This is a genomic window from Streptomyces sp. NPDC040432 (assembly GCF_055595445.1).
The window spans coordinates 627,268-639,398 of sequence record NZ_JBVIVP010000001.1 but is presented as its reverse complement, the minus strand read 5'-3'; the positions used below and the strand labels follow the sequence as shown (position 1 = coordinate 639,398).

6 protein-coding genes and 4 pseudogenes are annotated in these 12,131 nt (G+C 73.3%); 5 read left to right on the top strand and 5 right to left on the bottom strand.

The genetic code is table 11. From position 1 onward, the window contains the following. Window positions 1–26: 26 nt before the first annotated feature. From ACZ58N_RS02910 to ACZ58N_RS02900, 3 pseudogenes are all read left to right on the top strand, one after another. Window positions 27–1,625, top strand: a pseudogene (locus ACZ58N_RS02910) (TROVE domain-containing protein); the annotation flags it as partial. 140 nt (window positions 1,626–1,765) lie between these two features. Next, window positions 1,766–2,152 (top strand): annotated as a pseudogene (locus ACZ58N_RS02905) (DUF3995 domain-containing protein); the annotation flags it as partial. 153 nt (window positions 2,153–2,305) lie between these two features. After that, window positions 2,306–3,195: pseudogene (locus ACZ58N_RS02900) on the top strand (IS982 family transposase). A gap of 19 nt (window positions 3,196–3,214) precedes the next feature. On the opposite strand, the pseudogene exaC reads toward ACZ58N_RS02900, so the two are convergent. From exaC to ACZ58N_RS02880, 4 genes and pseudogenes are all read right to left on the bottom strand, one after another. Beyond that, window positions 3,215–4,738 (bottom strand): annotated as a pseudogene (gene exaC / locus ACZ58N_RS02895) (acetaldehyde dehydrogenase ExaC). Between the two features lie 56 nt (window positions 4,739–4,794). Continuing rightward, the gene (locus ACZ58N_RS02890) at window positions 4,795–6,147 is read right to left on the bottom strand and encodes a helix-turn-helix domain-containing protein (protein WP_471154810.1); all 1,353 of its coding nucleotides are present in this window, start codon (window positions 6,145–6,147) and stop codon (window positions 4,795–4,797) included. A 147-nt stretch (window positions 6,148–6,294) separates the two neighbouring features. Continuing rightward, a complete protein-coding gene (locus tag ACZ58N_RS02885; protein ID WP_471154807.1) occupies window positions 6,295–7,578 on the bottom strand; it encodes an SWIM zinc finger family protein in 1,284 nt (427 codons plus the stop codon). Then, the gene (locus ACZ58N_RS02880; protein WP_471154804.1) at window positions 7,575–10,601 is read right to left on the bottom strand and encodes a DEAD/DEAH box helicase; all 3,027 of its coding nucleotides are present in this window, start codon (window positions 10,599–10,601) and stop codon (window positions 7,575–7,577) included. The genes ACZ58N_RS02885 and ACZ58N_RS02880 overlap by 4 nt, the downstream gene beginning before the upstream one ends. 187 nt (window positions 10,602–10,788) lie before the next feature. Here ACZ58N_RS02880 and ACZ58N_RS02875 point away from each other — a divergent pair, with 187 nt between their 5' ends. Together ACZ58N_RS02875 and ACZ58N_RS02870 are read left to right on the top strand one after the other, a co-directional pair. Further along, window positions 10,789–10,968 carry a hypothetical protein gene (locus ACZ58N_RS02875; RefSeq protein ID WP_471154802.1) on the top strand — a complete coding sequence of 60 codons (180 nt, stop codon included), beginning with the start codon at window positions 10,789–10,791 and terminating at the stop codon, window positions 10,966–10,968. Between the two features lie 23 nt (window positions 10,969–10,991). Next, entirely contained in the window at window positions 10,992–11,537 is a 546-nt protein-coding gene (locus ACZ58N_RS02870; protein WP_471154800.1) for an MOSC domain-containing protein, read from the top strand. Between the two features lie 116 nt (window positions 11,538–11,653). Here ACZ58N_RS02870 and ACZ58N_RS02865 read toward each other — a convergent pair whose 3' ends face one another. Next, window positions 11,654–12,118, bottom strand: coding sequence for an SAM-dependent methyltransferase (locus ACZ58N_RS02865; RefSeq protein ID WP_471154798.1), 465 nt, complete (start codon window positions 12,116–12,118; stop codon window positions 11,654–11,656). Window positions 12,119–12,131 lie beyond the last annotated feature (13 nt).

Below are 12,131 nucleotides of genomic sequence, written 5' to 3'. Positions count from 1 at the left end.
CTCGCGTGTCGAAAATCTGGTCCGAGATGCTCGTGGCCCCGCACGTCTCGCAGGCGGCCGCCCGGACGGCGTCCGCACCGTGGGCACACCACCGCCCCACCGCCGAAAATCCGCCCGCGCTCACCCACCAGGGCGGCCCCGCCTTCGTCCGGGAGCCGCGCGAGGAGCTCTACCTCCTGGCCGTCGGGAACTTCGTCTCCCAGCGGACCTTCTACGAGAGCGGCATCGACCGCGACGGGCGCTACACCCGCCTCGTCGGCGAACTCGCCCTCCACGACCCGGAATGGACGGCCGGACTGCTGCGCCGGCTCCGTGGCGAGGGCAACATGCGCACGGCGTCCCTCGTCGGCGCGGCCGCGTACGTCAGGGCCCGGCTCACCGCCGGGGCCCACGGGGGGCCGTCCAACCGGAGCGTCATCGACTCGGTGCTCCAGCGCGCCGACGAACCCGGCGAACTGCTCGCCCACTGGACCTCGGAGTACGGACGCAACGTCCCGCAGCCCGTGAAGAGGGGGATCGCCGACGCCGTGCGCCGGCTGTACTCCTCCCGCTCGCTGCTCAAGTACGACACCGCCTCCAAGGCCTTCCGCTTCGGCGACGTCCTCAACCTCGTGCACGCCACCCCCGACCCGGCCAAGCCCTGGCAGGGCGATCTCTTCCGGTACGCCCTGGACCGCCGCCACCACCCCGACGACGCGGCGCCGCCGCCCTCCGACCGGCTGCTCACCGCACACCGGGCGCTGCTGGAACTGCCCGTGGAGCAGCGGCGACCGGTCGTCACCGGACCGGACGGCGCCGAGCGGCCGGCCGCGGCGGGCATGACCTGGGAGGCACTGGCGGGCCGGCTCCGGGGGCCGATGGACGCCGCCGTCCGGGAAGCGGTGATCCCCTCGATGGGACCGATGGCGCTGCTGCGCAACCTGCGCAACTTCGACGACGCCAAGGTCTCGGACGAGGCGGCCGCAGCGGTCGCCGAACGGATCGCGGACCCCGAAGAAGTGGCCCGGTCCCGGCAGTTCCCGTTCCGCTACCTGGCCGCCCTCCGGCACGCGCGCTCGTCGCGCCGGCGGGAGCCCCTGGAGCGGGCACTGGGCCACTCGCCGGCCAACGTACCGGCCCTGCCCGGCCGGACGCTGATCCTGGTGGACCGGTCCGGCTCGATGTTCCACGACACCGTCTCGGAGCGGTCGAAGCTGACCCGCGCGGACGCCGCCGCCGTCTTCGGCACGGCGCCGGCGCAGCGCGCCGAGGCGGCGGAGCCGGTGGAGTTCGGGTGGTCGAGCAAGGAGGTCGCGTTCGCGCCCGAAGAGCCGGAGCTCGACGTGCTGAAACGATTCGGAGACCTCGGGGGCACCGACACGACCAAGGCGGTGCGCGCCCACTACCGGGGGCACGACCGGGTCCTGATCGTCACCGACGAGCAGACGGGCCCGTACGCGGGCCGCAGCGGCCCGGCCGAACCGGTACCGGCGGACATCCCCGTCCACACCTGGAACCTGGCGGGGTACCAGCCCGCCCACGGCCCCTCGGGCCCGAACCGGCACACCTTCGGAGGCCTGACGGACGCCGGGTTCGAAATGATCGGCCTCGTCGAGGCCGGCCGCGCCGCCCGATGGCCCTGGACCTCCTCCAACACCTCCTCCAACAACTGCTCGTCACCCGGACCGGTCGCGGCCCCACCTGCCGACGACCCACACCATGGCGGACCTCCGACGCCCTGGACGAATGAGTCCGATGTATTCAGTCGCATGTGGCGGCCGATTGCATGGTGGGCGTGTATGAAGATCCGAGGGGCAAGGCAACGTCGGGGGTGTGGGGGCGTGGCGCGTGCGCGTGGGCGATCGCCTTCGCCGTGCTGCATTTCTACTGGGCGTTGGGTGGCGAGTGGGGCCTGAGTGTCTCGGCAGGGCCACTGGCCGAGGAACGTCCCGGGTGGTTCGTGGCGGTCGGCTTGTGGGGTACGGGAACGCTATGCCTTGTCGGCGGCGTGCTGGGATGGCTTCTCGCTGGGTTACGGCCTCGTGGCCCGGCCGGACGGGCGATCAAGGCTCTGGGCTGGTCCGCCTGCGCTGTGCTGCTGATGCGTGGTATCGCCGTCGAGTCGCTGCTCTTGACCGACGGGGCGGGCCGGCGGATGGACGTGAGCCCGGAACAGCGGCTATGGACGCTGGTGCTGTGGAATCCCTGGTTCTTGGTCGGTGGCCTCGTCTTCGGCCTGGCCACAAGGGAGTTCGGAAAGCGAAGGGGCCGGGGCGACACCGCCGGACGTGTAGGGCAATGCGGACAGGGTGTCCGAGATCGTTGTGTGACCGACGAACTGAACACCCTGCTGACCGCACTGTCTGTGAAGATCGATGACGGGCTGGAGACAGAGCGATGGATGGGCTGTCCGACGCAGTTGAGCGATGCCGAACCGGTCACGCTCGCGGTCGCAGGCGCTGCCGGGTTTCCACTCCGAGGCGAGGTGGCTGCGGTACGCGAAGCAGCATCCGGCCTCGATGTTTCCGTATCTGCCGCAGCAGTCCGGGTACAACAAGCGGCTCAAGGCCGCGTTGTCGCTGGTGAAGAAGGCGATACGGATGCTCGCCGTCGATACGGACTTCTGGTTCGACAACCACTGGATCGTCGACTCGACGCCGTTGCCGTGCGGGATGTCGCGGCCGACGGTGAAGCGCTCGGAGATGGCCGGCTGGGCCGGATACGGGTACTGCGCCTCGCACTCCCGCTTCTTCTGGGGCCTGCGTCTGTATCCGGTGTGCTCCTGCCGGCATGCCGATCCTGTGGGCGCTCGCGCACCCGAAGACGGACGAGCGCGAGGTCCTGCAGGCCATTCTCGACGTCGAGGCAGGTCCGGTGGCCCAACGGCCCGGCCTGCTGCTGATCGCCGACAAGGGCTTCGCCTCCAAGGAGTTCGAGAACGACCTGGCCCTTCAGGGGATCGAGTTGTTGCGGCCCTCGTTCAAGCGGGAGGAGAAACGCAAGGGCGAGGGCCTGCTCAAGTCCGTGCGGCAGCTGATCGAGTCCGTGAACGACACCCTCAAGGGGCAGTTGGACCTCGAACAGCACGGGGGACGCACCTTCGAGGGCGTCGCCGTCCGCGTCGCCCAGCGCGTCCTCGCCATGGGCGCGGCCATCTGGCGCAACCACCAAACCGGAGCACCCACCATGCGCTCCCACATCGCCTTCGATCACTGAACACATCGGACTCATTCGTCTAGAAGAACCCGAGCCTCTTCGGGGAGTAGGAGACGAGCAGGTTCTTCGTCTGCTGGTAGTGCTCCAGCATCATCTTGTGGGTCTCCCGGCCGATGCCGGACTGCTTGTATCCGCCGAAGGCGGCGTGCGCCGGGTAGGCGTGGTAGCAGTTCGTCCAGACGCGGCCGGCCTGGATCGCGCGTCCCGCGCGGTAGGCCGTGTTGACGTCACGGGTCCACACGCCCGCGCCCAGCCCGTAGGCCGTGTCGTTGGCGATGCGGACGGCGTCGTCGAAGTCCTGGAACGAGGTCACGGAGACCACCGGGCCGAAGATCTCCTCCTGGAAGATCCGCATGCGGTTGTCACCCTCGAAGATGGTCGGTTGGACGTAGAAACCGCCCGCCAGTTCGCCCTCCAACTCCTGCTTGCGGCCGCCGGTCAGGAGCTTGGCGCCCTCCCGCTCGCCGATCTCCACGTACGCGAGGACCTTCTTCAGCTGTTCCTCGGAGGCCTGCGCCCCGATCATCGTGTCCGTGTCCAACGGGTGCCCGGGCACGATCAGTTCGGTGCGGGCCACCGCGGCCTCCAGGAAGTCCCCGTACCGGCCGCGCTCGATCAGCGCACGGGACGGGCTCGTACACACCTCGCCCTGGTTCAGGGCGAACATGGTGAAGCCCTCCAGGGCCTTGTCGCGCAGGTCGTCGTCCGTGGTCCAGATGTCGTCGAAGAACAGGTTCGGGCTCTTCCCCCCGAGTTCCAAGGTGACCGGAGTGAGGTGTTCCGCCGCGTACTGCATGATCAGGCGGCCGGTGGAGGTCTCCCCGGTGAAGGCGACCTTCGCGACGCGCGGGCTGGACGCGAGGGGTTTGCCCGCCTCCTCACCGAAGCCGTTGACGATGTTCACCACACCGGGCGGGAACAGGTCCGCCACCAGACTCAGCCAGTAGTGCACCGAGACCGGTGTCTGCTCGGCCGGTTTGAGGACGACGGTGTTGCCCGCGGCGAGCGCCGGAGCGAGCTTCCACACCGCCATCAGGATCGGGAAGTTTCACGGAATGATCTGGCCGACCACGCCCAGCGGCTCGTGGAAGTGGTAGGCCACCGTGTCGTCGTCCAACTGGCTGAGCGCGCCCTCCTGGGCGCGCAGCGCGCCGGCGAAGTAGCGGAACTGGTCGACGGCCAGCGGCAGGTCGGCGGCCAGGGTCTCGCGGACCGGCTTGCCGTTCTCCCAGGTCTCCGCGACGGCGAGGGCCTCCAGGTTCTGCTCCATCCGGTCCGCCACGCGCAGCAGGATCGTGGACCGGTCACCCGCCGAGGTCCGCCCCCAGCCGGGGGCCGCCGCGTGGGCCGCGTCCAGGGCGCGCTCGACGTCCTCGACCGTGCCCCGAGCGACCTCGGTGAACGGCACCCCGGTGATGGGAGAAGGGTTGTCGAAGTACCGGCCCCGGGCGGGCGGGACGTACTCCCCGCCGATGAAGTGGTCGTAGCGCGCCGCGTACGACATCAGCGCGCCCTCGGTACCGGGCGCAGCGAAACGGGCCATGGAGGTCCTCCCCTTGCCGGGCGCCGGCCGCCGTCGGACAGCGCTCGGGCAGGAGGCTAGGAGCGGGCAGGTTGCGGGTACGTTGCACGCCCGCCCGCCCGCGTGCCGCTCCCGGCTCCCGGGGACGCCTCCCGGCCGCGTCCCACCCCGGGGCCGGCGCCGAGTTCCGCGTCCAGGGCGCGTACGCGGGCCAGCGCCGCCGCCCGACCCTCCGGCGGGAGGGCTCCGGCCAGGGCCCGCCACACCGCCGGGTCGTCCGCGCCCCACGGGGCGCACACCCAGTCCGTGAGGAGCCCCCGGTCCGCCCGGGCGATCACCGCTGCCCGAGCCTGGTCCTCGATGCGGCGGCGCAGCCGGACGATGCCGGGCGCCGTCGACGCGGGCAGCAGCGGTCCCGTATACCGGGCGAGGGCGGCCGAGACGGCGCCCGCCGCCAAATGCCGGACCACCGCCGCGGAGTCGGCCTCCAGCGGGGCGGCCGCGCGGTAGGGACGCGACAACAGGTGCCGTGCCCCCACCAACGCCCGCAGCCGGGACATCTCCGCCCTCAACGTCACCGCCGGCACTGATTCGTCCTCGTACAGGGCGTGGGCCAGTTCCTCCCCGGAAAGGCCCTCCGGATGGTGCGCCAGCAGCGTGAGGATCTCGCTGTGCCGTCGCCCCAGCACGTGCCGCCGGCCCCCGAGGAGCAGCTGCGCCTCGTCACGGCCCAGTGCCGTCAGCCGGTCCTGTCCGGCGGTCGCCGGTTCCGGTGCGAGCAGCGCCAGTTGGGCCTCCGCCGCGCGGGCCACCGCCTGGACGAAGGCGAGCGAATGGGGGTGGGCCAGCCCGTCGCCGCCGGTGATGTCGACCGCACCGAGCACCCGGCCGGTGCCGGGATCACGGACCGGTGCGGCCGCGCACGTCCACGGGTGGACCCGCCTGCTGAAGTGCTCCGCCCCGAAGACCTGGACGGGCTCCCCGACGGCGACCGCCGTACCCGGCGCGTTGGTTCCCATCGCCGACTCCGCCCAACGCGCACCTGGGACGAAGCCGAGCCGCTCCGCCCGGCGCAGCGTGGCCGCCTCGCCCTCCACCCACAACAGGCCGCCCCGCGCGTCGCACACCGCGAGCAGGTGCGCCCCCTGCGCCGCGAACGCCCCGACGAGGTCCCGGAACAGCGGCATCACCCGGGCCAGCGGATGCTGCGCCCGGTAGGCCCGCAACTCCGGCTCGGCCAGCTCCAGCCGGGGTGCGCACTCCGGGCTGATCCGAGCCCGGGCGCACCGCCGCCAGGACTTCGCGATCACCGCACGGACGGGGGCATCGACCCGCCCGTCCTCGGTGAACGCGGCGTGCGCGCGCCGCAGGACGCGCGTGCGCTCGGCGGGATCCGCCCCGCCCGGCAGCGCCAACGACGGATCGCCCATGTCGCCCTCCCGAGGGACCGTGGCACCGCGGTACGCGGAGAGCCCCCATCGTCGTGCGGGTCCGCGGCCCCGACAAGCGCCGCGTCGGCCACTCCGCGACCGATCCCCCTCAGCGGTCCGGTGGGCACCGGGGGGCGCGCGCCCATCTCACGCCGGGGCGTCGCCCCCGTCCGCTTCCGCTTCCAGGCAGGCCAGGGCCGACGCGGGATCCGGGGCGCCCGGCCCCGCCAGGCTCCAGCGGGTCCCTTCACGGCGCAGCGGCCACCAGCGGCCGTCGCGGCCCAGCCGCAGCTGGTGCCGGGCGCCCGGTGCCGTCCAGCGGGCCCGCACCCGGCGCAGCTCCGGGGCGTCCTCGTCCGGCCAGGCCGCCGCCAGGGCGGAGCGGGCCCGGGCCAGGGCGGCCCGGTCGGGCGACCAGTCGTCCTCCAGCGCCGCGAGGGCCGGCGCCCCGCCGAAGCCCCAGGCCCGTACGGCCAGGTCCATGGCGGGCCCGTCGCGGCCGGAAGCCGCCGCCAAGCGGTAGCGGAGCCGGAAGTGGCGAGCCTCGGCGGTGAGTCGTACGGCGTCCTCCGCGGCGGTCGGCGGGGCCGTCGGCGCGAGATCCGCGCCGTCCGCCGCCAGCGCCCGCGCGAGCAGCCGGTGCGCCTGCGACGCGGCCGCCTGCGCGAGGAACTCCACGGCGTCCACGTCCAGCCCGTCCGGCTGTGTCTCGGTGTCCAGGGTCGGGGGCTGCCCCGGAGCCTGCGGCAGCTCCGGCGGCGGGGGCAGCGGCCTCAGCTCCGCGCGCGCCGCGAACACCTCGGCCGCCGGAACGCCGACCATCCCGGGCGGGGCGTCCGGTTCCTGTTCCGCGCCGGCGGCGCTGCGGTCCTCCAACTGGATCAGCAGGTCCCGTTCGGGGCGCCCGCGCAACAGCAGCAGCAGGAACGGGTCCCGGTCCAGCAGCCGTGCCATCTGGTAGCAGAGCGCGGCGGTATGCGGACAGTGGTCCCACTCGCCGCAGTCGCAGCGCGGGTCGAGCTCACCCATGCCGGGCAGCAGGTCGACCCCGGCCGCCGCCGCGTCCTCGGCGAGTTCCGGCGGCACCTCACGGTCCAACAGGGCGGCGATGTGGCCCGATTCGGCGACCGCCAGACCCAGCAGCCGGTCCCATTCCGCTGCGGTGAACTCCTGGACCAGCACGTCCGTCCGGCGCGCCGTTCCGTCCGGGTCGCGCACCACCGCCGTCAGCCCGCCCGGACGCACCGACACGGCGCCGACCGCGCCGGTGCGCGCGTACCGGCGACCCAGTTTGACCTGCTCGCCGTCGAGCGCTCCGTCCTCCAGGGCCCGTAGCCAGGCATGACCCCACCAGGTGGTGGCGAAGGCCCGTCCACCGTGCGGCGGGAGCGCGGGGAAGGTCTCCTCGTACGGGTCGTGGGTGCTGTTCATCCGTTGCCCCCCGGGGCCGGGCGCAGGGCCACCAGCTCGGCCAGCTCGGCATCGGTCAGTTCGGTGAGGGCCGATTCCCCGGAGCCGAGGACGGCGTCGGCGAGGGCGCGTTTGGCTTCGAGGAGTTCGGCGATGCGGTCCTCGACGGTGCCCTCGGCGATGATCCGGTGGACCTGGACGGGTTGGGTCTGGCCGATGCGGTAGGCACGGTCGGTGGCCTGTTCCTCGACGGCCGGGTTCCACCAGCGGTCGAAGTGCACGACGTGCCCGGCGCGGGTCAGGTTGAGTCCGGTGCCGGCCGCCTTCAGGGACAGCAGGAAGACGGGCACCTCCCCGGACTGGAAGCGGTCGACGAGCTCCTCGCGGCGCGGTACGGGCGTCCCCCCGTGCAGCAGCTCGGAAACGATGCCGCGCGATGTCAGGTGGCGTTCCAGGATCCGGGCCATGGCCACGTACTGGGTGAACACCAGCACCGAGCCGCCCTCCGCGAGGATGGTGTCGAGGAGTTCGTCCAGCAGCTCCAGTTTCCCGGAGCGGGCGGCGTCCCGCGGATCGGACGGGCCGGGACCACCCGGGTCCTTCAGGTACTGCGCGGGGTGGTTGCAGATCTGCTTGAGGGAGGTCAACAGCTTGACGACCAGTCCGCGGCGCTCCATTCCGTCGGCGTCCGCGATCGCGGCGAGGGTCTCGCGCACGACCGCCTCGTACAGACCGGCCTGTTCGCGGGTGAGGGACACCGGGTGGTCGGTCTCGGTCTTCGGCGGCAGTTCGGGGGCGATGCCGGGGTCGGACTTCTTGCGGCGCAGCAGGAACGGCCGCACCAGCGCGGCCAACCGGGCCGCGGCCTGCGGATCGCGACCGCTCTCCACGGGCTCGGCCCAGCGGGTACGGAAGGTGCCGAGCCGACCGAGGAGTCCGGGGGTGGTCCAGTCGAGCAGGGCCCACAACTCGGACAGGTTGTTCTCCACCGGCGTGCCCGTGAGAGCCACCCGGGCCGGAGCGTTGATGGTGCGCAGCGCCTTGGCGGTGGCCGAGTGGGGGTTCTTGACGTGCTGTGCCTCGTCGGCGACGACCATGCCCCAGGGTGCGGCGGCGAGTTCGGACGCGTCCAGGCGCATGGTCGCGTAGGTGGTGAGGACGAAGCCGCCGTCGAGGCCGTCGAGGGTGCGGCTGCCGCCGTGGAAGCGGCGGACGGGCGTGCCCGGTGCGAACCTTTCGATCTCGCGCTGCCAGTTGCCGAGCAGTGAGGCCGGGCAGACCACGAGGGTGGGCTCGGGACGGTCCCGGTGCAGGTGCAGGGCGATGAGCGTGACCGTCTTGCCCAGACCCATGTCGTCGGCGAGGCAGGCGCCGAGACCGAGCGAGGTCATCAGGTCGAGCCAGGCCAGGCCCCGCAGCTGGTAGTCCCGCAGCGTCGCGTCGAGCCCTTTCGGCGCCGCGGGGAGGGCGGCCCGCTCCGGATCGGCGGTCAGCCGGGACCGTAGCTCGGCGAGCGCTCCCGCGGCCGTCACCTCGACCCGCGCTCCGTCGATCTCGGCCGATCCGGTGAGTACGGCGGCCAGCGCGTCGGCGGCGGAGACCGTGACGGGCCGCTCGACGCGGGCGCGGGCGCGGCGCACAGCGGCCCGGTCGACCAGGACCCACTGGTCGCGCAGCCGGACCAGGGGGCGCTTCGCCTCGGCCAGCCGGTCGAGTTCGGCCGGGGTCAGGTCCTCGGCGCGACCGTCGAGGGAGTGGCGCCAGTCGAAGGAGAGCAGCGCGCCTGCGGAGAGACCGGGCAGGTCCGAGCCGGTGGCGTGGGAGGCGGGGGAGTCGACGACGGCGCGGGAGGTGAGGGTACGGGCGAGGCCCCGCGGCCAATGCACCTGTACCCCGTCGGCGGCGAGGGCCGGGGCGGCGTCGGCGAGCAGCTCCGCGACCTCCTCGTCGGCGAGGTCGACCGCGTCCGGAACGGCGGCCCCGAGCAGCGGCGACAGCGCGGGCCAGAGCCGGGCCGCACGGCGCAGTGCCCGCAGGGCGTCGAGCCGGGCGCGGGGCGGAAAGGTGGCCGCGGCGGGTCCCGGGGCGGCGCCGCCGGGGGTGCCGGCCGGGGCGGCCCACACTTCGGCGGCGTCGGCGACGAGGCCGGCGTCGGCGAGGCTGTGCAGCTGGAGCACGGCACGCAGGGCGGGCGGGGCGTCGGGACGGTCGGCGGGGTCGTCGCCGGCGCCGGGGACGCCTGCTCCGCCGTCGGGGACACTGCCGCCGGGGCGGGCCGCAGCCGGGGCGCGGAACTCTATGCGCAGGGAGATCCGCACCCCCGCGTCGTGGCCCACGGCCACCTCGTCGGCCCACGCGCGCAGTGAGGGCGACGGCCGGGCGGGACCGGCGGGCGCCGCGTAGGCGGGGCCGCCCGCGGCGGCGAGCGCGGCGGGGGACCGGGGCAGGGTGTCGGCGACGGCGTCGAGGAAGGCCCGCAGCAACCGTTCGGGGGCGGGCAGCCGGGGCGGCCCGTCGGCCTCCAGGGGGACGCAGTGGGCTTCGGGCGGCATGGCGGCCGCCAGCTCACGCACCGCTTCGAGGTCGGCGGCCAACAGCGGACCGGTACGCCAGGCGTCGTACCCGGCGGGGCTCAGCCCGGGCAGCAGCAGCCCGCGGGCGGCGAAACGGAGGGCGAGCAGCGCCGCCGCTCCCCAGAACGCCGTCGGGGCGCTCGCGCCGGGGGCGGTCCGGGCCCGGGTGAGCAACGGCAGGGCGGCGCCGATGGGCAGCATCAGGGCGGGCACCGCGGCCGGCAGCAGCGCGGGGGTGATCACGGTGAGTTCCTCCACGACCCCGGCCGGGGCCTCGGCGCCGCCGGGGGGTGTGGGGCCGGGGCCGGCCTGCGCGGGGGTCCGTGTGCCGGGGGCTCCGTCCGCCGGGGGGCGGACGGGCGCGGCGGAGTCGGAGTCGGTGCGCCAGAAGGCGACGCGGCCGTTGCGCGGCGGGTCGGCGGGCAGGAAGACGGCGGAGCAGCGGAGGAGGCCGGAGATCTCGGAGAGCACGCATTCCTCAAACTTGACTACCGGGTACGGGCGGCCGAGAGTACCTCATGCGCGGACCCCGGGGGGCGCTCGCGCCTCGGTGACCCGGCTCACCGAGGTGGAACGAGGGCGCGGCGCGGGGGAACGCACGGTGGGGGCGGAGCGTTGAGAGGTCAATGGCCGAAGCAGTAGGAGGAGGTGTCCGTAGATGTCGAGGAGCGGAAAGGTCGCGGTTGCCGCGGTCGCGGCAGCCATCGTGTTGTTCTACGTGTTCGGCGTCTGGGGTCTGGTGGCCCTCGTCGCGGTCCCGGCCGTCGCGTACCTCCTGCTGGATCCGTCCCAGCGGCGTCGTCTGCGGGGCGTCTCCAGAAAGCAACTGGACCGCTGAAAGCGGCAAGGGGGACGCAGGTGGTGAACACCGCACAGGTATCGGCGGTCAGCAGCAACGGCGTGTACTCGTTCACCAAACCGAACCGGGAGAGCATCACCCTGCTCCCGGGCCTCGGCGTCGAGGGTGACGTGCACGCGGGCGTCACGGTCAAGCACCGCTCACGCGTGGCGCAGGACCCGACCCAACCGAATCTCCGACAGGTGCACCTCATCCACCGTGAGCTCTTCGACGAGGTGGCAGGTCGGGGCTTCGAGGTCGCGCCGGGCCAGCTCGGGGAGAACGTGACGACGGAGGGCATCGACCTGCTCGCGCTGCCGACGGGAACGCTGCTGGGTCTGGGTGAGGAAGCGGTGGTGGAGGTGACCGGGCTGCGCAACCCGTGCCGCCAGATCGACGAGTTCCGCGGCGGGCTCCTCAAGCAGGTCGTCGGCCGGGACGACGCGGGCAACCTGGTCCGCAAGGCGGGAATCATGGGCGTGGTCCACCGGGGCGGCACGATCCGCCCCGGCGACACGATCACGGTCACCCTGCCGGCGCTCCCGCACGTCCCGCTCGACCGGGTCTGACCGCTCGGCGCCCGCCCCGCCCGTCCGATCGTGCAGGGCCCGCCCGCGTCCGGTCCGTCCGCGTCCGGTCCGTCAGTCCGCGTCCGGTGCGTCCGGACGCGGCGGGGCCGGCGGGCTCAGTAGTAGTCCCGCATCAGGGCCGTGGCCCAGTGCGGCTGGTGGGTTTCGTCGCGCGGGCCGAACTCCTCGACGTAGGGCTTCAGGTCGAGCACCGGAGTGCCGTCCACCGCGTCCAGGCCCTGCACGTGCACGTCCAGGCCGTGCACCCTCAGGACCCGGCACCGGGAGACCCCGAGCCGGTTCGGACGGTTCTTGCCACGTTGGGCGAAGATGCCGACCAGGGGCCAGTCCGTGTTGCCGCGGGGGTGTCGGGCACCCGTCTCGATCCTTTCGACCGGTACGCGGTCGAAGTGGAAGACGACCTCGACGTGGGAAAAGTCCTCCAGTCCGTACAGGGCCTCCGGTCCGAAGCGGCGCGCGTCGAGCCGGATGACCGCCGTCTCGTGCCCCCAGTGGTCGTCGACCACCTCCTCGCGACCGCCCACGACCACACCCACCGGTACCGACTCCACCGAATCCATCCGCTTCTCCTCC

What these genes read in the sequence shown, in the direction of transcription:
- ACZ58N_RS02865 (WP_471154798.1), bottom strand. Translation starts at nt 12,118, where the DNA reads ATGGATTCGGTGGAGTCGGTACCGGTGGGTGTGGTCGTGGGCGGTCGC.
- ACZ58N_RS02885 (WP_471154807.1), bottom strand. Translation starts at nt 7,578, where the DNA reads ATGAACAGCACCCACGACCCGTACGAGGAGACCTTCCCCGCGCTCCCG.
- ACZ58N_RS02875 (WP_471154802.1), top strand. Translation starts at nt 10,789, where the DNA reads ATGTCGAGGAGCGGAAAGGTCGCGGTTGCCGCGGTCGCGGCAGCCATC.
- ACZ58N_RS02890 (WP_471154810.1), bottom strand. Translation starts at nt 6,147, where the DNA reads ATGGGCGATCCGTCGTTGGCGCTGCCGGGCGGGGCGGATCCCGCCGAG.